At 59.9% G+C, this 20,975-nt stretch carries 14 protein-coding genes and 1 tRNA gene; 11 read left to right on the top strand and 4 right to left on the bottom strand.

Annotated features, from left to right (window positions below; translation table 11 throughout):
* Positions 1-94 precede the first annotated feature (94 nt).
* From ACMGF8_RS01985 to ACMGF8_RS02000, 4 genes are all read left to right on the top strand, one after another.
* Complete coding sequence (locus tag ACMGF8_RS01985) at positions 95-2,017, top strand: PrkA family serine protein kinase (RefSeq protein ID WP_016967942.1); 1,923 nt, start codon at positions 95-97, stop codon at positions 2,015-2,017.
* A gap of 118 nt (positions 2,018-2,135) precedes the next feature.
* Positions 2,136-3,410, top strand: coding sequence for a YeaH/YhbH family protein (locus ACMGF8_RS01990; RefSeq protein ID WP_102861925.1), 1,275 nt, complete (start codon positions 2,136-2,138; stop codon positions 3,408-3,410).
* Complete coding sequence (locus ACMGF8_RS01995) at positions 3,407-4,969, top strand: SpoVR family protein (protein ID WP_102861926.1); 1,563 nt, start codon at positions 3,407-3,409, stop codon at positions 4,967-4,969. The genes ACMGF8_RS01990 and ACMGF8_RS01995 overlap by 4 nt, the downstream gene beginning before the upstream one ends.
* 66 nt (positions 4,970-5,035) lie before the next feature.
* A complete protein-coding gene (locus ACMGF8_RS02000; protein ID WP_416758515.1) occupies positions 5,036-6,265 on the top strand; it encodes a multifunctional CCA addition/repair protein in 1,230 nt (409 codons plus the stop codon).
* 51 nt (positions 6,266-6,316) lie between these two features.
* Here the strand turns inward: ACMGF8_RS02000 and folK are convergent, their stop codons facing one another.
* Positions 6,317-6,832 carry a 2-amino-4-hydroxy-6-hydroxymethyldihydropteridine diphosphokinase gene (gene folK / locus ACMGF8_RS02005; RefSeq protein WP_102861928.1) on the bottom strand — a complete coding sequence of 172 codons (516 nt, stop codon included), beginning with the start codon at positions 6,830-6,832 and terminating at the stop codon, positions 6,317-6,319.
* Positions 6,823-7,176: a dihydroneopterin aldolase gene (gene folB / locus ACMGF8_RS02010; RefSeq protein ID WP_102861929.1), complete on the bottom strand. Its 354-nt coding sequence runs from the start codon at positions 7,174-7,176 to the stop codon at positions 6,823-6,825. The genes folK and folB overlap by 10 nt, the downstream gene beginning before the upstream one ends.
* A 74-nt stretch (positions 7,177-7,250) precedes the next feature.
* Here folB and plsY point away from each other — a divergent pair, with 74 nt between their 5' ends.
* The gene (plsY, locus tag ACMGF8_RS02015) at positions 7,251-7,820 is read left to right on the top strand and encodes a glycerol-3-phosphate 1-O-acyltransferase PlsY (RefSeq protein WP_416758518.1); all 570 of its coding nucleotides are present in this window, start codon (positions 7,251-7,253) and stop codon (positions 7,818-7,820) included.
* Positions 7,821-7,858: 38 nt separating this feature from the next.
* Here plsY and tsaD read toward each other — a convergent pair whose 3' ends face one another.
* Positions 7,859-8,884 (bottom strand): tRNA (adenosine(37)-N6)-threonylcarbamoyltransferase complex transferase subunit TsaD, encoded by a 1,026-nt coding sequence (tsaD, locus tag ACMGF8_RS02020; RefSeq protein ID WP_102861931.1) that lies wholly within the window; start codon positions 8,882-8,884, stop codon positions 7,859-7,861.
* Between the two features lie 200 nt (positions 8,885-9,084).
* Here tsaD and rpsU point away from each other — a divergent pair, with 200 nt between their 5' ends.
* From rpsU to ACMGF8_RS02045, 5 genes are all read left to right on the top strand, one after another.
* Positions 9,085-9,300 (top strand): 30S ribosomal protein S21, encoded by a 216-nt coding sequence (rpsU, locus tag ACMGF8_RS02025; RefSeq protein WP_002551877.1) that lies wholly within the window; start codon positions 9,085-9,087, stop codon positions 9,298-9,300.
* A gap of 480 nt (positions 9,301-9,780) precedes the next feature.
* Positions 9,781-11,754, top strand: a complete 1,974-nt coding sequence (gene dnaG / locus ACMGF8_RS02030) for a DNA primase (RefSeq protein ID WP_416758521.1) — start codon at positions 9,781-9,783, stop codon at positions 11,752-11,754.
* A gap of 67 nt (positions 11,755-11,821) precedes the next feature.
* Complete coding sequence (gene rpoD / locus ACMGF8_RS02035; protein ID WP_102861933.1) at positions 11,822-13,669, top strand: RNA polymerase sigma factor RpoD; 1,848 nt, start codon at positions 11,822-11,824, stop codon at positions 13,667-13,669.
* Positions 13,670-13,778: 109 nt separating this feature from the next.
* A complete protein-coding gene (locus ACMGF8_RS02040; protein WP_102861934.1) occupies positions 13,779-17,522 on the top strand; it encodes a bifunctional diguanylate cyclase/phosphodiesterase in 3,744 nt (1,247 codons plus the stop codon).
* 15 nt (positions 17,523-17,537) lie between these two features.
* Positions 17,538-17,614, top strand: a tRNA-Ile gene (locus ACMGF8_RS02045).
* A gap of 174 nt (positions 17,615-17,788) precedes the next feature.
* On the opposite strand, the gene ACMGF8_RS02050 is transcribed toward ACMGF8_RS02045, so the two are convergent.
* On the bottom strand, positions 17,789-20,161 hold the full coding sequence (locus tag ACMGF8_RS02050) for a glucose/quinate/shikimate family membrane-bound PQQ-dependent dehydrogenase (RefSeq protein ID WP_416758523.1): 2,373 nt from the start codon (positions 20,159-20,161) through the stop codon (positions 17,789-17,791).
* A 206-nt stretch (positions 20,162-20,367) separates the two neighbouring features.
* Here ACMGF8_RS02050 and ACMGF8_RS02055 point away from each other — a divergent pair, with 206 nt between their 5' ends.
* Positions 20,368-20,829 (top strand): Lrp/AsnC family transcriptional regulator, encoded by a 462-nt coding sequence (locus tag ACMGF8_RS02055; protein WP_011063845.1) that lies wholly within the window; start codon positions 20,368-20,370, stop codon positions 20,827-20,829.
* Positions 20,830-20,975: the final 146 nt, after the last annotated feature.

The following is a 20,975-nucleotide window of genomic DNA, read 5'->3' on the forward strand; positions in this document are numbered from 1 at the left end:
TCTGGGGGGTAAACAGCAGCTGGAAACTCAGCTGCATGCCAGCACTTGACTGACTGATCCGACGCCGGCTCCACGTATCGAGCGAGGTGACGTCATGAGTATTTTTAGCCACTTCCAACAACGCTTCGAATCCACACGCCAGGAAGAGTTTTCGCTGCAGGAATACCTGGAACTGTGCAAAAAGGACCGAAGCGCCTATGCATCCGCCGCCGAGCGCTTGCTATTGGCCATCGGCGAGCCCGAGCTGCTGGACACCTCGACCAACTCGAGGCTGTCGCGAATTTTCTCCAACAAGGTGATCCGGCGCTATCCGGCCTTTGAAGACTTCCATGGCATGGAAGAATGTATCGACCAGATCGTCTCCTATTTCCGCCACGCCGCTCAGGGCCTGGAAGAGAAGAAACAGATCCTCTATCTCCTGGGTCCGGTGGGCGGTGGTAAATCGTCCCTGGCCGAGAAGCTCAAGCAGCTGATCGAAAAAGTGCCCTTCTACGCCATCAAGGGCTCCCCGGTCTTCGAATCGCCGCTGGGCCTGTTCAATGCCACGGAAGATGGCGCCATTCTCGAAGAAGACTTCGGCATCCCGCGGCGCTACCTCAACACCATCATGTCGCCATGGGCCACCAAGCGCCTGGCGGAGTTTGGCGGTGACATCAGCCAGTTCCGGGTGGTGAAACTTTACCCGTCGATTCTCAACCAGATCGCCGTGGCCAAGACCGAGCCCGGGGACGAGAACAACCAGGACATCTCGGCCCTGGTGGGCAAGGTGGATATCCGCAAACTGGAAGAATTCCCGCAGAACGACGCCGACGCCTACAGCTACTCTGGGGCACTGTGCCGGGCCAACCAGGGCCTGATGGAGTTCGTCGAAATGTTCAAGGCACCGATCAAGGTGCTGCACCCATTGCTCACCGCCACCCAGGAAGGCAACTACAACAGCACCGAAGGGCTGGGGGCGATCCCCTTCACCGGCATCCTGCTGGCCCACTCCAACGAATCGGAGTGGCACACCTTCCGCAACAACAAGAACAACGAAGCCTTCATTGACCGTATCTACATCGTCAAGGTGCCTTACTGCCTGCGTGTCAGCGATGAGGTGAAGATCTACGACAAGCTGCTGTTCAACAGCTCGCTGGCCAAGGCCCATTGCGCCCCCGACACCCTGAAGATGCTGGCACAGTTCACTGTGCTGTCGCGCCTCAAGGAGCCGGAAAACTCCAATATCTACTCGAAGATGCGCGTCTATGACGGCGAGAACCTGAAAGACACCGACCCCAAGGCCAAGTCGATCCAGGAGTACCGCGACAGTGCCGGCGTCGATGAAGGCATGAATGGCCTATCGACCCGCTTTGCCTTCAAGATCCTGTCAAAAGTCTTCAACTTCGATCCCCATGAAGTGGCGGCCAACCCGGTGCACCTGCTGTATGTGCTGGAGCAGCAGATCGAGCAGGAGCAGTTCCAGGCAGAAACCCGCGAGCGCTACCTGCGCTTCCTCAAGGAGTACCTGGCCCCACGCTACATCGAGTTCATCGGTAAGGAGATCCAGACTGCCTACCTCGAGTCCTACAGCGAGTACGGCCAGAATATCTTCGACCGTTACGTGCTCTACGCGGACTTCTGGATTCAGGATCAGGAATACCGCGACCCGGAAACCGGCGAAATCCTCAATCGCGTTGCCCTCAACGAAGAGCTGGAGAAGATCGAAAAGCCTGCGGGCATCAGCAACCCGAAAGACTTCCGCAACGAAATCGTCAACTTCGTCCTGCGGGCACGAGCCAACAACAATGGCAAGAACCCCACCTGGCTCAGCTACGAGAAGCTGCGGGTGGTCATCGAGAAGAAAATGTTCTCCAACACCGAGGATCTGCTGCCGGTCATCAGCTTCAACGCCAAGGCCAGCAAGGAGGATCAGCAGAAACACAACGACTTCGTCACACGAATGGTCGAGCGCGGCTACACCGACAAACAGGTACGGCTGCTGTCCGAATGGTATCTGCGGGTCAGAAAATCGCAGTAAAGCAGCTGCAAGCTTCTAGCCACAAGCTGCAAGCGCGGTGCCGTAGAGCCCTCACAGGCTCTGCTGCAGCGTGACTTACGGCTTGAGGCTTATGTCTTGAAGCTCCCCGGAGGGGCCCATGAGCTATGTGATCGACCGACGTCTCAATGGCAAGAACAAGAGCACGGTGAACCGCCAGCGGTTTCTGCGGCGCTACCGTGACCACATCAAAAAGGCCGTCGAAGAGGCCGTCAGCCGCCGCTCCATCACCGATATGGAGCATGGCGAACAAATCAGTATTCCCGGACGGGACATCGACGAACCGGTGCTGCACCACGGCCGTGGCGGCAAACAGACCGTGGTCCATCCCGGCAACAAGGAGTTCACGGCTGGGGAGCATATCGCCAGGCCTCAAGGTGGTGGTGGAGGCGGTGCTGGCCGCGGCAAGGCGGGCAATTCCGGCGAGGGCATGGATGAGTTCGTCTTCCAGATTACCCAGGAGGAATTCCTCGAGTTCATGTTCGAGGATTTGGAGCTGCCCAACCTGGTCAAACGCAACCTGACCGGGACAGACACCTTCAAGACCGTGCGTGCAGGGATCAGCAACGAAGGCAACCCATCGCGGATCAACATCATCCGCACCTTGCGCTCGGCCCACGCCCGACGCATTGCCTTGTCCGGCAGCAGCCGGGCCAAGCTGCGGGAGGCCAAGGAGGATCTGGAGCGCTTGAAGCGGGAAGAACCGGACAACTTCGGCGATATCCAGGAACTGGAAGCTGAAATCGAGCGCCTGAGTGCGCGGATTCACCGCGTGCCCTTTCTCGACACCTTCGACCTCAAATACAACCTGCTGGTGAAACAGCCCAACCCCAGCTCCAAGGCGGTGATGTTCTGCCTGATGGACGTATCCGGCTCCATGACCCAGGCGACCAAGGACATAGCCAAACGCTTCTTCATCCTTTTGTACCTGTTCCTCAAGCGCAACTACGACAAGATCGACGTGGTTTTCATCCGCCATCACACCAGTGCCCGTGAAGTGGACGAGGAAGAGTTCTTCTATTCCAGGGAAACCGGCGGGACCATTGTCTCCAGTGCCCTGAAACTGATGCAGGAGATCATGGCCGAGCGCTATCCAAGCAACGAATGGAACATCTACGCCGCACAGGCTTCCGACGGCGACAACTGGAACGATGACTCACCCATCTGCCGCGATATCCTGATCAACCAGATCATGCCTTTCGTGCAGTACTACACCTACGTGGAGATCACTCCACGTGAACACCAGGCCCTGTGGTTCGAGTACGAACGTATCGCCGAGGCCTTCTCCGACACGTTCGCCCAGCAACAATTGGTTTCGGCCGGCGATATCTATCCGGTCTTCCGTGAACTCTTCCAGCGCAGGTTAGTGACATGACCGCCAGAGAGCAGAAGCGCCAACCTATCTCCACCGGCTCGGAATGGACATTCGAGCTGATCCAGGCCTACGACCGCGAAATCAGCCGTATCGCGGCTCGCTATGCTCTGGATACCTATCCCAACCAGATCGAAGTGATCACCGCCGAGCAGATGATGGATGCCTATGCCTCGGTGGGCATGCCTTTGGGTTATCACCATTGGTCCTATGGCAAGCACTTTCTCAGTACCGAAAAGTCCTACAGCCGTGGGCAGATGGGCCTGGCCTACGAGATCGTGATCAATTCAGACCCTTGCATCGCCTATCTGATGGAGGAGAACACCATCTGCATGCAGGCCCTCGTGGTGGCCCATGCCTGCTACGGCCACAACAGTTTCTTCAAGGGCAACTACCTGTTCCGCACCTGGACCGATGCCAGCTCGATCATCGATTATCTGGTGTTCGCCAAGCAGTACATCATGCAATGCGAGGAACGCCATGGCATCGATGCCGTGGAGGATCTGCTGGATTCCTGCCATGCCCTGATGAACTACGGCGTCGATCGCTACAAGCGGCCTTACCCGATCTCCGCCGAGGAAGAACGGCGTCGGCAGAAGGATCGGGAAGAGCACCTGCAGAAACAGATCAACGACCTGTGGCGCACGATTCCCAAAGGCGCGGACAAATACAGCGACAAGGACAACGCGCGATTCCCCGCAGAGCCTCAGGAAAATATCCTGTATTTCATCGAAAAACATGCGCCATTGCTGGAGCCCTGGCAGCGAGAAATTGTCCGCATCGTGCGCAAGATCGCCCAGTACTTCTACCCGCAGCGCCAGACCCAGGTGATGAACGAAGGCTGGGCCACCTTCTGGCATTACACCCTGATGAATGACCTGTATGACGAAGGCCTAGTCACCGACGGCTTCATGATGGAATTCCTCGCTTCCCACACCAGCGTGGTTTATCAGCCGGGATTCGACAGCCCTTATTACAACGGCATCAATCCTTACGCTCTGGGTTTTGCCATGTACCGGGACATCCGCCGCATGTGCGAAGACCCCACCGAAGAAGATCGCCGCTGGTTCCCGGAACTGGCCGGCACCGACTGGCTGTCGAGCATCAAGTTCGCCATGAGCAGTTTCAAGGATGAGAGCTTCATCCTGCAGTATCTGTCCCCCAAGGTGATCCGCGACCTCAAGCTGTTCAGCATCATGGATGACGACCAGAAGGATGACCTGCTGGTACCAGCAATCCATGATGAAAGCGGCTATCGAATCATTCGGGAAACCCTGGCCGCGCAATACAACCTGGGCAACCGTGAACCCAACGTGCAGATCTGGAGCATCGACCGTCGTGGCGACCGCTCGCTGACCCTGCGCCATCAGCAACACGATCGCAAACCCTTGGGGGATTCCACCGAGGAGGTGCTCAAGCACCTGCACCGCCTCTGGGGCTTCGATATTCACTTGGAAACCCTGCAGGGCGATCAGGTGATAAAAACCCTTCACGTACCGCCGAGAAGCGATCACAACGAAAACGACTACGGACGACTGGACCTGGCAGTCATCCACCTCTGAGCCCAAGAACGAGCCTCCGTTAGCGCGGCACAAGGGTTATCCTGTCGTGCTAACGGAGGTTTTTTTATGCGGATTTATAAAGTCGGCGGTGCTGTACGCGATCGCCTGCTGGGCAGACCAGTCACCGACGTCGACTGGGTCGTGGTGGGCGCCAGTGCGCAAGACATGATCGCCAAGGGCTTTCGCCCGGTAGGCGCCGATTTTCCAGTGTTTTTGCACCCCAAGAGCGGCGAGGAATACGCCCTCGCTCGAACCGAGCGCAAGAGTGGACGGGGTTACGGCGGTTTCACTTTCCATGCCAGTCCGGAAGTCACCCTGGAAGAGGACCTGATTCGCCGCGACCTGACGATCAACGCCATGGCCGAAGATGATCAGGGTCTTGTGACTGATCCTTACAACGGTCAAAAGGATCTGGAAAACCGGCTGTTGCGCCATGTTTCACCGGCATTCGCCGAAGATCCCCTGCGAGTTCTGCGAGTGGCACGCTTTGCCGCGCGCTACGCCGACCTGGGTTTCAGCGTGGCCCCTGAGACACTTGAATTGATGCGCCAACTCAGCGAGTCAGGCGAGCTTCAAGCCCTGACGGCGGAACGCAGCTGGAAGGAGATGTCTCGCGCCTTGATGGAGGATCAGCCTCAGGTCTTTATCCAGGTATTGCGTGACTGCGGCGCCCTGGCCGTACTGATACCTGAGGTCGACGCACTATTCGGCGTTCCCCAGCCACCGACCCATCATCCGGAAATAGACACCGGCCTGCATACCCTCAGCGTGTTGCAGCAAGCGGCGCTGCACCAGCAGCCCCTCTCGGTACGTTGGGCTTGCCTGCTCCACGACCTGGGCAAAGGCGTGACACCTGAGGAGGAGTGGCCACGCCACATTGGTCACGAGCACAAGGGACTTGAACTGATCAAGGCCGTCAATGAGCGCTTCAAGGCCCCACGGGAATGCCAGGAGCTGGCGCTGTTGGTGGGGCAGTATCACACCCACGCCCACAAGGCCCAGGAACTGAAGGCTTCGACACTGCTTGAGCTGCTGCAAAACTTCGACGTCTTCCGCCGTCCGCAGCGCTTTGAAGAGTTCATTGCCGCTTGCGAAATGGACGCCCGTGGTCGCCTGGGGCTGGAGTCACGACCCTACCCCCAAGCAGATTACCTGCGCGGCGGCGCCAACGCGGCGCGCTCAGTGGCGGTTCAACCTTTACTGGAGCAGGGCTTCAAAGGCCCGGAACTGGGTGAGACGTTGAGGCTGGAGCGACTGAAGGCAATCAAGACCTACAAGGAACAGCACGCATCCTGAGAAACGGCTGACAAGGCTCCAGCCTTGTCAGCACAAGGAGAGTCCGAGGAGTTACAGGCCCGGAGGCGTCAGTTGCCTGCCCTGCCATTCGAACGCCACGGGCGCTAGAACCTGATCGATCTGCGCCTCATCCCAAAGCATCCCCAAGCTCTTGCCGGCCAATGGGTGTAGCCGCTCCGGCGCCATCAGCGACAACGGCCAAAGCACAAAGGCATTCTTCAGGATTTCCGCACGGGGCAGGATCAGGCCATCGAAATTGCCAGTCAGGTCGCCGTACAGCAGCACATCGATATCCAGTGGCAAACCTTTGCGGTCCGGGGCATAACGACCGTTGTCCGCCTCGATGAACTTCAAACGCCGGTCCAGTTCAGTCAACGGCAAGTCGGTGTAACCCGACACCACCAGATTGAAGAACGGACCGCTCTTGATTCCCACCGGCTGGCTTTCAAACACCGCCGAGCAACGCATATCCACCAGGAAACCGGCCAAGGCATCGAGCCCGGCCCGCAGATGAGCTTCACGCTCGATATTGCTACCAAGCCCCAGAAACACCTGAGTCAGAGACATCCGCGCTCGATCTCCACACCCACGCCAGTGGCGGCCGGAACAGCGCCTGGCTTGGTCAGCTTCAAATGCAGCCAAGGAATGTGAAACTCGCTCATCAACACTTCGGCAAGACGCTCGGCAAAGGTTTCCACCAACTGGTACTGGGCCTGCTCGGCAAACGCCTGGATCCGCGCGGAAACACTGGCATAATCCAACGCCAGCGTCAGATCGTCCCCAGCAGCAGCCGGACGATTATCCCAAGCAAAGCTCAGATCAAGACGCAGACACTGTCGGATGCCACGCTCCCAGTCGTAGGCTCCAATCACGGTGTCCACTTCCAGTCCTTCGATAAACACTCTGTCCAAGCACTCTTCTCCGCAGCACGACAAGGGCGCAATGCGCCGTTAGAATCAGGGCATCCTCGCCCGGAATAGTTAGCATGTTTTGGTTACTGGCGATTCTCGCCTACCTGCTTGGCTCTCTGTCCTTCGCCATTTTGCTCAGCCGCCTCACGGGCAACCCCGACCCGCGAATGAGTGGATCGGGCAATGCCGGTGCCACCAACATGCTGCGCCTGGCCGGCAAAAAACTCGCTGTCCTAACCCTGCTGGGGGATCTGTGCAAAGGCCTGGTGCCTGTGCTGATCGCCCACCTTGCGGGGCTTTCGTTGCAGCAACAGGCGTGGATCGGACTCTACGCCGTAATCGGCCACCTGTTCCCACTGTACTTCCGCTTTCGCGGCGGCAAAGGCGTCGCCACTGCTGCCGGCATGTTGCTGGGGCTCTATCCCCCGGCGGCGCTCCTGGCCATCGTCGCCTGGGCGCTGACCTTCTACCTGACCCGCACCAGCTCACTGGCCGCACTGATCGCTACCCCCCTGACCCTGCCGCTACTGGCCTGGCAGGAACCTGAGGCACTACTACCGATGAGCGTACTCACGCTACTGATCGTTTGGCGCCATCGCGGCAATCTACGCGACCTGTTTGCCGGGCGCGAACGGCATTTTTGAATCCGACAGATGAAAAGACTTCAGCTTGCGCGTCTCTCTCAGAGTGCTGACAGCTGCTCCATCGGCCAGCGTGCCTGCACACTGATCGCCAGGCTTTCCTGCTGTCCGGCCTGCAAACGCTGACAGCCGGCATAGGCGATCATCGCGCCGTTGTCGGTGCAGAACTCGGGACGAGCGTAGAACACATTGCCGTTCATCTCGGCGAGCATGTTTTCCAGGGAGGCTCGCAGGGCCTTGTTGGCACTCACGCCCCCGGCAATGACCACACGCTTGAGGCCTGTCTGCTTCAAGGCGCGCTTGCACTTGATGGTCAAAGTTTCCACCACAGCTTGTTGGAAGGCGAGAGAGATGTCGCAACGGGTTTGCTCACCGTCGTCTCCAGCACTGACGCACTGCTGCCAGGTGTTCAGGGCGAAGGTCTTCAAGCCGCTGAAGCTGAAGTCCAGGCCCGGACGATCGGTCATTGGCCGCGGGAAGACAAAACGCCCAGGGACGCCCTGTGTTGCCAGGCGGGCGATCTCGGGGCCGCCTGGATAATTCAGGCCAATCATTTTCGCGGTCTTGTCGAACGCTTCGCCTGCCGCATCGTCCAGGGTCTCGCCCAACAGCTGGTATTGGCCGATGCCATCAACCCGGACCAACTGGGTGTGGCCGCCCGACACCAACAAAGCGACGAACGGAAATTCCGGCGGATGCTCCTCGAGCATCGGCGCCAGCAGGTGACCTTCCATGTGATGCACGCCCAGGGCCGGAATCCCCCAGGCAAAGGCCAGCGCCTGGGCGCAGGAGGCACCTACCAACAAGGCGCCCACCAAGCCGGGACCTGCGGTATAGGCGATGGCATCGATCTCGGTGGAGACACAGTCAGCTTGCGCCAGGACCTGACGAATCAGGGGCAGCATACGCTTGACGTGGTCACGAGAGGCCAGTTCCGGCACCACGCCACCGTAGACGCGATGCAGGTCGATCTGACTGAACAGCGCGTCGGCCAGCAGGCCACGCTCACTGTCGTAAAGCGCGACGCCGGTTTCGTCGCAAGAGGTTTCTAATCCCAGTACTAGCATGGGTTTGCGCCTTGTAGAGGCTGAATTCGAAGGCGCGCATAATAGTCGCCACTCCTGCGCCCGGCCAGCGGTTTTCGATCAGAGGCTTTGCATTCCGAGCGTTGAGGGGTTAACATCCGCAACCCTTAAAAACCGACGACCTCAGCCGCGATTTTTGCGACGAGAACGTTGACCCCGGTAATGAATGAAGGTAGCTCTGGATGCCAGCCGTCAAAGTTAAAGAGAACGAACCCTTCGACGTAGCTCTGCGTCGTTTCAAGCGCTCCTGCGAAAAAGCCGGTGTTCTGGCTGAAGTTCGTAGCCGCGAATTTTACGAGAAGCCGACTTCCGAGCGTAAGCGCAAAGCAGCTGCTGCTGTTAAGCGTCACGCCAAGAAAGTTCAGCGCGAACAGCGCCGCGCCGTACGTCTGTACTAATACACAGACGTTCGCTGCAAGCTTCTGCCAAGCCCGGCCCTCAGCCGGGCTAATGGCATTTGCGGAATACGCTTGATGCTTCACCGTCAAAGCCGCCCATGCGACCCAGACGAATCTGCTTCACCACGTCAGACCTGGCTTCTTGCCAGCGGTGCACGTCTTTTCTGACGAGCCTTCCAAGGCTACTGACGAGCACACCCTTACTGATTCCTGCAGACGATCAGCCCAAGGCGCCCTTCTCCAGCGCCCGCTTGATGAGCTATCCGAGGCCCTCCAATGGCCACTGTCGGACTCAGCGCACTGCCTCAAATAGTCGAATACTGATTGCAATTAACGTCAGTGGACGTTCGGCAGATACACTTCCCGACTGCGATCAAGCCGAAAACCAGGTCGAGCCGCGCCCTCTTCAGGCCCCGCCTCACCTGATCTTTCGACAGCGTCGCCAGGGCTATTTTTCCCCGCAGTGATGACGAGAACGCAATGGCCGGGCTTATTCCCCAGAGCTTTATTGACGACCTTCTGAACCGCACCGACATCGTCGATGTAGTCAGCTCGCGCCTGCAGATCAAGAAAGCCGGCAAGAATTACACAGCCTGTTGCCCATTCCACAAGGAAAAGACCCCCTCCTTCAGCGTCAGCCCCGACAAGCAGTTCTATTACTGCTTCGGCTGCGGCGCAGGCGGCAATGCCCTCGGCTTCATCATGGACCACGACAACCTGGACTTTCCCCAGGCCGTCGAGGAACTGGCGAAAGCTGCCGGCATGGAGATCCCCCGCGAGGAAAGCAATCGCGGCCAGCGCAAACCACGACAACCCACAGACTCACCGCTGTACCCGCTGCTCAGCGCCGCTGCCGACTACTATCGCCAGGCACTGAAAAGCCACCCGGCACGCAAGGCAGCAGTCGACTACCTCAAGGGGCGCGGCCTCACCGGCGAAATTGCCCGGGACTTCGGCCTGGGTTTTGCGCCGCCCGGCTGGGACAACCTGTTCAAGCACCTGAGCAGCGACACTCTGCAGCAGAAAGCCATGATCGATGCCGGACTGCTGATTGAGAACGCCGAGACCGGCAAGCGCTATGACCGCTTTCGCGATCGCGTGATGTTCCCGATCCGCGATACCCGCGGCCGGATCATTGCCTTCGGCGGCCGGGTGCTGGGGGACGACAAACCCAAATACCTGAACTCTCCGGAAACTCTGGTATTCCACAAGGGCCAAGAGCTTTACGGTCTGTTCGAAGCCCGCAAGAACAACCGCAACCTCGACGAAATCATCGTCGTCGAAGGCTATATGGACGTGATCGCCCTGGCCCAGCAGGGCCTGCGCAATGCCGTCGCGACTCTGGGCACCGCAACCAGCGAGGAACACCTCAAGCGCCTGTTCCGCATCGTGCCCAACGTATTGTTCTGCTTTGACGGCGACCAAGCCGGACGCAAAGCTGCCTGGCGCGCCCTCGAGGCCACCCTGTCCTGCCTGCAGGACGGGCGCCGCGCGCGCTTCCTGTTCCTGCCGGAAGGGGAAGACCCCGATACCCTGGTCCGCTCCGAAGGCACAGACGCCTTCCGCGCCCGCATCAACCAGCACGCCCAGCCGCTGGCGGACTATTTCTTTCAACAACTGATCGACGAGGCCGACCCACGCTCACTGGAAGGCAAGGCTCATCTGGCGACCCTGGCAGCACCGCTGATCGAGAAAATCCCAGGGGCCAACCTGCGCACCCTGATGCGCCAGCGCCTGACCGAAATCACCGGTCTGACCAATGAAACGGTGAATCAACTAGCCCACAGCGCCCCAGCGGAATCCCCCCCAATCTATGACGCTGGCATCGACTACGACGCCATGCCGGATTATGCCGACTACCACGAGCCTCATCAGGAAGCGTACGCCCCCCAAAAAGAGTGGACGCCGAAGAAAAGCGGCGGTGGCAAGAAATGGGAAAACAAGCCCTGGGACAAGAACAGCAAAGGCAAGCGCCAGGGCGATCGCGACCAGCCTCGCGGCCCTCGCGTCCCGGCGGCGGTGGAGCCTCCTACGCTTGCAGCCTTGCGCACCCTGCTGCATCACCCGCAACTGGCAGAAAAAGTTGAAGATGCCGGACATTTTGCCGATGACGACAACACCAACACTCAGTTGCTGGTGGCCCTGATCGAAGCCGTACAGAAAAATCCTAAGCTACGCTCTATTCATCAGCTGATGGCGCGCTGGCACGGTACTCAACAGGGGCACCTGCTTACCGCACTGGCAGAAAAAGAGTGGTTGATCGACGGAGATAACCTTGAACAACAGTTTTTCGACACCATTAATAGCTTGTCCGCTCGCCAACGCGAGCGTGTTTTAGAACAACTTCTCAGGAAATCGCGCCAAAGCGAGCTCAGCAGCGAAGAGAAAATACAGCTGGTTGAGCTTCTAAAACGCAATGTTCCCGCATCAAACCCGACCTCAACTGGCGCGTGAGGTCATAGCTCGGGTATAATCCTCGGCTTGTTTTTTGCCCGCCAAGACCTTCAGTGGATAGGGTGTTATGTCCGGAAAAGCGCAACAGCAGTCTCGCCTCAAAGAGTTGATCAGCCGTGGACGTGAGCAGGGTTACCTGACTTACGCGGAGGTCAACGACCACCTGCCGGAGGATATTTCAGATCCGGAACAGGTGGAAGACATCATCCGCATGATCAACGACATGGGGATCAACGTATTCGAGAGTGCTCCGGATGCGGATGCCCTTTTGTTGGCCGAAGCCGACACCGACGAAGCAGCAGCTGAAGAAGCCGCAGCAGCGTTGGCGGCTGTGGAAACCGACATTGGTCGCACTACCGACCCAGTGCGCATGTACATGCGCGAAATGGGTACGGTAGAGCTGCTCACACGTGAAGGCGAAATCGAAATCGCCAAACGTATCGAAGAGGGCATCCGTGAAGTGATGGGCGCAATCGCGCACTTCCCTGGCACGGTTGATCACATCCTCTCCGAATACACTCGCGTCACCACCGAAGGTGGCCGCCTGTCTGACGTTCTCAGCGGGTACATCGACCCGGATGACGGCATTACGCCGCCTGCCGCCGAAGTACCGCCTCCTGTCGACACCAAAACCGCGAAAGCGGATGACGACAGCGATGACGAAGAAGCTGAAGCAACCGAAGACGAAGAAGAAGCCGAAAGCGGTCCGGATCCGGTCGTCGCTGCACAGCGCTTTGGCGCCGTCGCCGATCAGATGGAGATCACCCGCAAGGCGCTGAAGAAGCACGGCCGCGAGAACAAGCAAGCCATCGCCGAGATGTTGGCCCTGGCCGAACTGTTCATGCCGATCAAGCTGGTTCCGAAGCAATTCGAAGGCCTGGTTGAACGTGTACGCAGCGCCCTGGATCGTCTGCGTCAGCAAGAACGCGCCATCATGCAACTCTGCGTGCGTGATGCCCGCATGCCGCGTGCCGACTTCCTGCGCCAGTTCCCGGGCAACGAAGTGGATGAAAGCTGGACCGACGCCCTGGCCAAAGGCAAGAGCAAGTACGCCGAAGCCATTGCCCGTCTGCAGCCGGATATCATCCGTTGCCAGCAGAAGCTGACCGCGCTTGAAGTTGAAACCGGCTTGAAGATTGCCGAGATCAAGGACATCAACCGTCGCATGTCGATCGGTGAGGCCAAGGCCCGCCGCGCGAAGAAAGAGATGGTTGAAGCCAACTTGCGTCTGGTGATCTCCATCGCCAAGAAGTACACCAACCGTGGCCTGCAATTCCTCGACCTGATCCAGGAAGGCAACATCGGCTTGATGAAAGCGGTAGACAAGTTCGAATACCGTCGCGGCTACAAGTTCTCGACCTATGCCACCTGGTGGATCCGTCAGGCGATCACTCGCTCGATCGCCGACCAGGCCCGCACCATCCGTATTCCGGTGCACATGATCGAGACGATCAACAAGCTCAACCGCATTTCCCGGCAGATGCTGCAGGAAATGGGTCGTGAACCGACCCCGGAAGAGCTGGGCGAACGCATGGAAATGCCTGAGGACAAAATCCGCAAGGTATTGAAGATCGCTAAAGAGCCGATCTCCATGGAAACCCCGATCGGTGATGACGAAGACTCCCATCTGGGCGACTTCATCGAAGACTCGACCATGCAGTCGCCAATCGATGTAGCCACCGTTGAGAGCCTCAAAGAAGCGACTCGCGAAGTACTCTCCGGCCTCACTGCCCGTGAAGCCAAGGTCCTGCGCATGCGCTTCGGCATCGACATGAATACCGACCACACCCTTGAGGAGGTTGGTAAACAGTTCGACGTGACCCGTGAACGGATTCGTCAGATCGAAGCCAAGGCGCTGCGCAAGCTGCGCCACCCGACGCGAAGCGAGCATCTGCGCTCCTTCCTCGACGAGTAAGACCAAAACCCCCAGCCCAGCTGGGGGTTTTGCTTTTTGCAGATCCCCCCTCTCCCACCCCATAGCCCGTCTACACTCGAAACATTCCCCGTGCCATAACGAGACGGTTATGCCCAGACTGTCGGCCATGCTTCTGCTGGCGCTACTTACCTGGACCGCAACGGCTGGCGCGCTGACTCTCACCGATGAAGAACGTGGCTGGCTCAAGGCCCACCCGCAACTGCGCCTGGGTGTAGATGCCTCCTGGCCGCCCTTTGAGTATCGGGATGAAGAGGGCCGCTACCAGGGCCTGGCAGCAGACTACATCCAGCTGATCCAGGAACGCCTGTCAATCACCCTGACGCCCGTCGAACCGGCCAGTTGGACCGCCGTGCTCGAAGATGCCAAGCAAGGCAAGCTGGACCTGCTGCCCGGCATCATGTCGACTCCGGAACGCCAGAGTTACATGGCCTTCACCCGCCCCTATCTCGACTTCCCCATTGTGATCCTGGCCCATGCAGGTGGCGCACAACCGCGCAACCTCAAGGATCTCTACGGCCTCAAGGTCGCGGTGGTGGAGAACTACGCCCCCCACGAGTTGCTGCGCACCCAACACCCGGACCTGAACCTCGTGGCCCTGCCCAATATCAGCTCGGCCCTGCAGGCCCTGGCCACCGACGAGGTGGACGCCGTAGTGGGCGATCTGGCCTCCAGTGTCTGGAGCCTGCGCCAGCTCAAGCTCGAGGGCCTGTACGTCAGCGGCGAAACCCCTTATCGCTACCAGTTGGCCATGGGCGTCCCACGGGACAGCAAGATCCTGGCGGGCATACTCGACAAGGTCCTGGCGGACCTCAGTGCCGAGGAAATCAGCGAGATTCAACAACATTGGGTCGGCAGCGTCCTCGACCATCGGACGTTCTGGTCGGATGTCCTGATGTACGGTCTGCCCGGCCTCCTGCTGTTGGTCACAGTGCTGGCGGTGGTGATCCGCATCAACCGTCGCCTGAGCTCGGAGATCTCCCGCAGGGTGGCTCTGGAACAAGAGTTGCGCCGCAGTGAATACCATTACCGCAGCCTGGTGGAGAGCCTCTCGGCCATCGCCTGGGAAGCGCGTGTCAGCGACTTCACTTACAGCTATGTCTCCCCCCATGCCGAGGCCCTGCTGGGCTACCCCCTATCCCACTGGCTGATCCCGGGGTTCTGGCGCAACATCATCCACCCCGCCGACCTGACTCGTGCCCAGGCCTTCTGCGACCACGAAGTACAGGCCGGACGCGACCACAGCCTCGACTATCGAGTGATCACCGCTGACGGCCGATGCCTCTGGGTGCGCGATATCGTCAGCCTGATCGAACACGGCCATGAGCCGGTGATGCGCGGCCTGATGATCGACATCAGCGAGACCAAGCACACCGAAGAGGCCCTGCGCCTTTCCGAACAGAAGTTCGCCTCAGTGTTCCAGCAGTGTCCGGACATCCTGGTCATCGCGCGTCTGTCCGACGGCTGCCTGCTGGAGGTCAACAAGGCCTTCGAGGAGCAGATCGGCCTGAGCGCCGAAACCGTGATTGGCCAGACCGCCACCGAACTGAATATCTGGGGCATCCCGGGGGTCGGCCCGAGCCTCTTGCAGCGCTTGCAGGCCGGTAGCATCCGCAACCTGGAAATGCCCTTCCGCCGCCACAATGGCCAACTCTTCACCGGCCTGATCTCCGCCGAACCCTTCGACCTCGACACCACCCCGGCGCTGGTGGTGGTAGTGCGCGACATCAGCCAGCTCAAGGAAACCCAGCAACAGTTGCAGACCTCAGAGGAGAAGTTCGCCAAAGCCTTCCATGCTTCACCAGATGGGCTGTTGCTGACCCGGCAACGGGATGGACTGCTGATCGAGGTCAACGAGGGCTTTAGCCGCATCACCGGCTTCAACAGTGCCATGTCCCTGGATCGTTCGACTCTGGACCTGGGAATCTGGGTCAACCTCAACGAGCGCAAGCAGCTGCTCGACCTGCTGCAGCGGGACGGTTTTGTCCGTGACTTCAGCTGCCACATCCGACGCAACGATGGCCAGATCCGTCTCTGTGAACTGTCGAGCCGACCGCTGCCCATTGGCGGCGACGACTGCATGCTGACCATTGCCCGGGATATCACCGACCGCCAGTTGATGCAGGAAAAACTGCAGCAGGCCGCCACGGTGTTTGAGAGCACCGCCGAAGGCGTAATGATCACCGATACCCAGCAGCGCATCAGCGCCGTCAATCGTGCCTTCAGCGAGATCACCGGTTACAGCGAAAGTGAAACCCTGGGACACACACCGCGCCTGTTGGCGTCCGGCCTGCATGACAGCGCCTTCTATGCGGCGATGTGGCACCAACTGACCCTGGAAGGCCACTGGCAGGGCGAGATCTCCAACCGCCGCAAGAACGGCGAGCTCTACCCCAACTGGCTTACGATCAACGCAGTGCGCAACAAGGATCGGCAGATCACCCATTTCGTTGCGGTGTTCGCCGACATCTCCAGCCTCAAGCATGCCCAGGCACGCCTCGACTACCAGGCCCACCACGATCCCCTCACCGGGCTGCCGAACCGCACCTTGTTCGAAAGCCGCTTACTGACGGCGCTCAACAGCCAAGAGGAAAACGGCAGCCAGGGCGCCGTGCTGTTTCTCGACCTGGACCGCTTCAAGCACATCAACGACAGCCTTGGGCACCCGGTGGGCGACCTGCTGCTCAAAGGCATCGCGGTACGTCTCAAGGAACAGTTGCGAGACATCGACACTGTCGCCCGCCTCGGTGGGGACGAATTCATCATCTTGCTTCCGGGCCTGCATCAGGCCAGCGACGCCGACCATATCGCCACCAAGCTGCTGAACTGCTTCACCGCCCCCTTCCAGGCCGGCGAACACGAGTTCTTCATCAGCGCCAGCATCGGCACCAGCCTGTACCCCAAGGACGGCTGCGACGTTGCCACGCTGATCAAGAACGCCGACGCCGCCATGTATCGCTCCAAGGCCAAGGGGCGCAACCGGGTCGAGCGCTACACCCGCGACCTGACCGCCCAGGCCAGCGAACGTGTCGCCCTGGAGCACGAACTGCGACGAGCCATCGAACGCGGAGAGCTGTCTCTTTATTTCCAACCCAAGATCAGCCTCAGCAGCCACGAACTGGTGGGGGCCGAAGCGCTGATTCGCTGGCACCACCCCAACTTCGGCGACGTCCCCCCCGAGCATTTCATTCCATTGGCGGAAGAGAACGGCATGATCCTGCTGATCGGGGACTGGGTACTGGAACGGGCCTGCCAGCAACTCCATACCTGGAGTCAGCGCTATGAGAATTTCGGGCCACTGTCAGTGAATCTGGCAGGTGCCCAGTTGCGCCAACCCAACCTGCTGGGCCGCATCGAACAACTGCTGCGCGACTATGACCTGCCGCCTGGGTTGCTGCAGTTGGAAATCACCGAGAACTTCATCATGAGCCAGGCCGAAGAAGCCCTGGAGGTACTGCATCAGCTCAAACGCCTGGGAATGCAACTGGCCATCGACGACTTCGGCACCGGCTACTCGTCCTTGAGCTACCTCAAGCGCCTGCCTCTGGACTTTCTCAAGATCGACCAATCATTCGTCCGCGGCTTGCCGGACGACCCCCACGATGTGGCGATAGTCCGCGCCATCATCGCCCTGGGCCGCAGCATGCAATTCACGGTCATTGCCGAAGGTGTTGAAAACCAGGCCCAGCAGACCTTCCTCACTCTCGAAGGCTGCGAGCAGATCCAGGGCTACATCGTCAGCCTGCCCCTGGAAGCCGATGAGTTCTGCGCAACCTTCCTGCAGATCCGGGTTTCCGACTTTTCGGATAGCACAGCCGAGAAACCATCGTTATAATCCGCCGCCTACTGAGGGCCTATAGCTCAGTTGGTTAGAGCAGAGGACTCATAATCCTTTGGTCCACGGTTCAAGTCCGTGTGGGCCCACCAAATTGAAAGCCGCGTGATACGCGGCTTTTTTGTGCCCGCAGGTTTTACCTGGCTTCAGGACATGGCGCGCTTCGCGCAGTCTTTTCCAGGGTCACCCAAGACCGAGATACCTGGCGTGCGCTGATGAAAAAGCCGCGCTGGGCGCGGCTTTTTTAGAGTGCCGTGACGCGGTGTCTATTTCGGCAGCGCGTAGGCGATCACATAATCGCCACGGTCCGTCGACTGACGAGCACCGCCCGCCGTCAGCAGGATGTACTGGCGCCCGGTCTTGGGCGAAACGTATGTCATCGGTCCCGACTGACTACCGACCGGCAAGCGCGCCTTCCAGATTTCGTTGCCATTGCCGGTATCGAAGGCCCGCAGGTAGAAGTCCTGGGTGCCAGCGAAGAACAACAGGCCGGATTGGGTCGCCAGGGACGCGCCCAGAGTCGGCATGCCAATCGGGATCGGCAGGTGCATGCGAATCCCCAGCGGACCTGTGTCCTGCACAGTGCCCACAGGCACCTGCCACACCAATTTCTTGGTCTTCAGATCAATGGCCGACATGGTGCCGAACGGCGGCTTCTGACAAGGAATACCAACAGCCGAGAGGAAACGCTGACGCATGGCGCCGAACGGCGTGCCTTCCTGGGGCACTACGCCCATTTCGATACCACTGGCACCGGCGGCGATCTGATCCCGAGGGATCATGTAGTTGGCCAGACCCAGGCGCATGTCGTTGACGAACATGTAGTGGCTGGTCGGATCCACCGACACGCTGCCCCAGTTCATGCCTCCCAGGGAGCCTGGGAACTGCAGTGCGTGATCCAGGCCAGGCGGGGTGTACACACCTTCATGGCGCATGCCCTTGAACTGAATGCGGCACATCAGTTGGTCGAAGGGCGTTGCGCCCCACATATCGGATTCGGTCAGGGTCTGGTTGCCAATGGATGGCATCTCCACCGAGAACGGCTGGGTCGGCGAGTAACGCTCACCCGGCACATTGCCCTGGGGCACCGGCCGCTCTTCGACCCGGGCAATCGGCTTGCCGGTTTCGCGGTTGAGCAGGAAGATCTCGCCCTGTTTGGTGACCTGGGCCAATGCCGGTTGCACGCCGCCCTTGTCGTCCGGAATGTCGTACAGCAGCGGCTGCGCCGGCAGGTCGAAATCCCAGAGGTCATGGTGGGTGGTCTGGAAATGCCAGCGCACCTGGCCGGTCTTCACGTCGAGGGCGACGACCGAGGAGCTCCACTGGTCATCGAACTCGCTGCGCTGACCGCCGAAGAAATCCGGCGTGGCGTTGCCGGTGGGCAGGTACACCAGGCCCAGCTTGGCGTCATAGGACATCGCCGACCAGACGTTCGGGGTGCCACGGGTATAGGTTTCACCCGCCGGCGGACGTTTGGTGGTGGCCGGGTTGCCCGGGTCCCAGGCCCACATCAGCTCGCCGCTGCGCACATCAAAAGCCCGCACCACGCCTGGCGGTTCGCCCGTGGAGAAGTTATCCGCCACCCGGCCGCCCACGATCACTACAGTGCCCGCCACCAGAGGCGTCGAGGTTTGCTGGTAGTAACCCGGCTTGATCTCGCCCATGTCGGTTTTCAGGTCGACCGTGCCCTGGTGGCCGAAGTCTTCACAAGGCTTGCCGGTTTCAGCATCGAGCGCAATCAGGCGCGCATCGCCGGTCGGCAGGAACAGGCGCCTGGTGCAAGCCGCAGGAGCAGCAGGCGTCGAGGACGCGGTTACCGCGGCGGCCGAGGCGTCGAAATAGCCCAAGCCACGGCAACGCTGCCAGTTGGGCGCGTAGCCTTTGGGGTCGAACTTCCAGCGCTCGGCGCCGGTGTCGGCGTCCAGGGCGAACACCTTGCCGTAGGCGGTGCAGGTGTAGACGGTATCGCCGATCTGCAGTGGAGTGTTCTGGTCTTCGGCACCGGCACCGTTGCTTTCAGGCAGGTCACCGGTGCGAAAGGTCCAGGCCACTTGCAGTTGGCCGATATTGCCCTTGTTGATCTGGTCCAGGGCGGCAAAACGGTTACCCGCTGTGGTGTTGCCCCAATGGGCCCAGTCTTTCTGTTCAGTGCCCGGTGCCACTGGCTGGATCGCCGGCACCTTGTCCGCCTTGACCACATGGGTCGGCACGAACATGTAGGCCAGGGTCGCCACTACGCCAACGCCCAGCAGCCCCGCCAAGCCATAGGCCCCACGCCCGGGGCGAGCACCGGAGGCGCGCACCAGGGTCGGGTAGATCAGCGCCACCACCAGGCCGATCACGGCAAAGGTCAGCACCCGCGAAACCAGCGGCCAGTATTCCAGGCCCGCATCCCAGACCGCCCAGATCGCAGTCAGCACCAGGGCCACGCCGTACAGCCTTGCACCACGGGGATTCGCCCGGGCGATCAGCACGCCGGACACCAGCATCGCCAGGCCCATCAACAAGAAGTAGGCGCTGCCTCCCAGACTCAGGAGATAGCCACCGCCCCCCGCCAGGCCGAGCCCGATCAGGGCAATCAGAACGCCCAGCCCCATCAGGAGCCATCGGCTGCCGGTGGCAGCCCCCGTGTTTTTCATGTCAAACCTCTGCCATCTGTAAAACCAGGTCGCGAGAATGTACTAACTGGTTACTTATGACAACTTGTCGCAGGCTATTTGTTTCAAAAAAAGTCCCGATCGCCAAAGATCAGCCCCCGATCCGAACAGACAATCGGCAGCAGCAGCCAGGGTTTGCCCGAGGCTGTAACATGCTCGCTCCCTCGATAGCCGTGCTGGAGCCCATCTTGTCCGATAGCCGCCCTCCCGTTCTTGATGAAGTCGACCGTCAGTTGATCGCCGCCCTGCAGATCAACGCCCGCGAGAGCGTGGCCATGCTGGCCCGGCAGTTGGGTATCGCCCGCACCACCGTGACCTCGCGCCTGGCGCGCCTGGAAAAGACCCGGGTCATCACCGGCTATGGCGTGCGCCTGGGCCAGAGGGTGGTCGACGGCGGCTTGCAGGCGTATGTGGGCATCAAGGTCCAGCCGCGCTCCGGCAAGGAAGTGCTGCGCCGCCTGAGTGGCATGGCTCAGGTCCAGCAACTGTGCGCGGTGAGCGGTGAGTTCGATTACGTGGCCTGGCTGCGCACCGACTCGCCGGAACAGCTGGACCAGTTGCTGGACCAGATCGGCAGCGTCGACGGCGTGGAAAAGACCACCACCTCGATCATCCTCAGCAGCAAGATCGATCGCGGCCATGCGCTCTGACGCGCCGCAGCCGATAGCACTCCGCCGTCAATCTGAATCATCTATTCGTCATATTGATAAATAACAATGCATAACGACGACAGTTTGCGTCTTATTTACGTGTTTCACCCTCTCTAGAATGGCTGCCATCTTTTCCTATACTCAGC

It is taken from the genome of Pseudomonas sp. BNK-7, assembly GCF_048072025.1.
GTDB lineage: Bacteria > Pseudomonadota > Gammaproteobacteria > Pseudomonadales > Pseudomonadaceae > Aquipseudomonas > Aquipseudomonas danubii.

Excerpts from the sequence above, each read along its gene's own strand:
- dnaG (WP_416758521.1), top strand. The coding sequence starts at position 9,781 with ATGGCCGGGCTTATTCCCCAGAGCTTTATTGACGACCTTCTGAACCGC.
- ACMGF8_RS01995 (WP_102861926.1), top strand. The coding sequence starts at position 3,407 with ATGACCGCCAGAGAGCAGAAGCGCCAACCTATCTCCACCGGCTCGGAA.
- ACMGF8_RS02050 (WP_416758523.1), bottom strand. The coding sequence starts at position 20,161 with ATGAAAAACACGGGGGCTGCCACCGGCAGCCGATGGCTCCTGATGGGG.
- ACMGF8_RS01990 (WP_102861925.1), top strand. The coding sequence starts at position 2,136 with ATGAGCTATGTGATCGACCGACGTCTCAATGGCAAGAACAAGAGCACG.
- rpsU (WP_002551877.1), top strand. The coding sequence starts at position 9,085 with ATGCCAGCCGTCAAAGTTAAAGAGAACGAACCCTTCGACGTAGCTCTG.
- plsY (WP_416758518.1), top strand. The coding sequence starts at position 7,251 with ATGTTTTGGTTACTGGCGATTCTCGCCTACCTGCTTGGCTCTCTGTCC.
- folK (WP_102861928.1), bottom strand. The coding sequence starts at position 6,832 with ATGTCTCTGACTCAGGTGTTTCTGGGGCTTGGTAGCAATATCGAGCGT.
- tsaD (WP_102861931.1), bottom strand. The coding sequence starts at position 8,884 with ATGCTAGTACTGGGATTAGAAACCTCTTGCGACGAAACCGGCGTCGCG.
- rpoD (WP_102861933.1), top strand. The coding sequence starts at position 11,822 with ATGTCCGGAAAAGCGCAACAGCAGTCTCGCCTCAAAGAGTTGATCAGC.
- ACMGF8_RS02000 (WP_416758515.1), top strand. The coding sequence starts at position 5,036 with ATGCGGATTTATAAAGTCGGCGGTGCTGTACGCGATCGCCTGCTGGGC.
- ACMGF8_RS01985 (WP_016967942.1), top strand. The coding sequence starts at position 95 with ATGAGTATTTTTAGCCACTTCCAACAACGCTTCGAATCCACACGCCAG.
- ACMGF8_RS02040 (WP_102861934.1), top strand. The coding sequence starts at position 13,779 with ATGCCCAGACTGTCGGCCATGCTTCTGCTGGCGCTACTTACCTGGACC.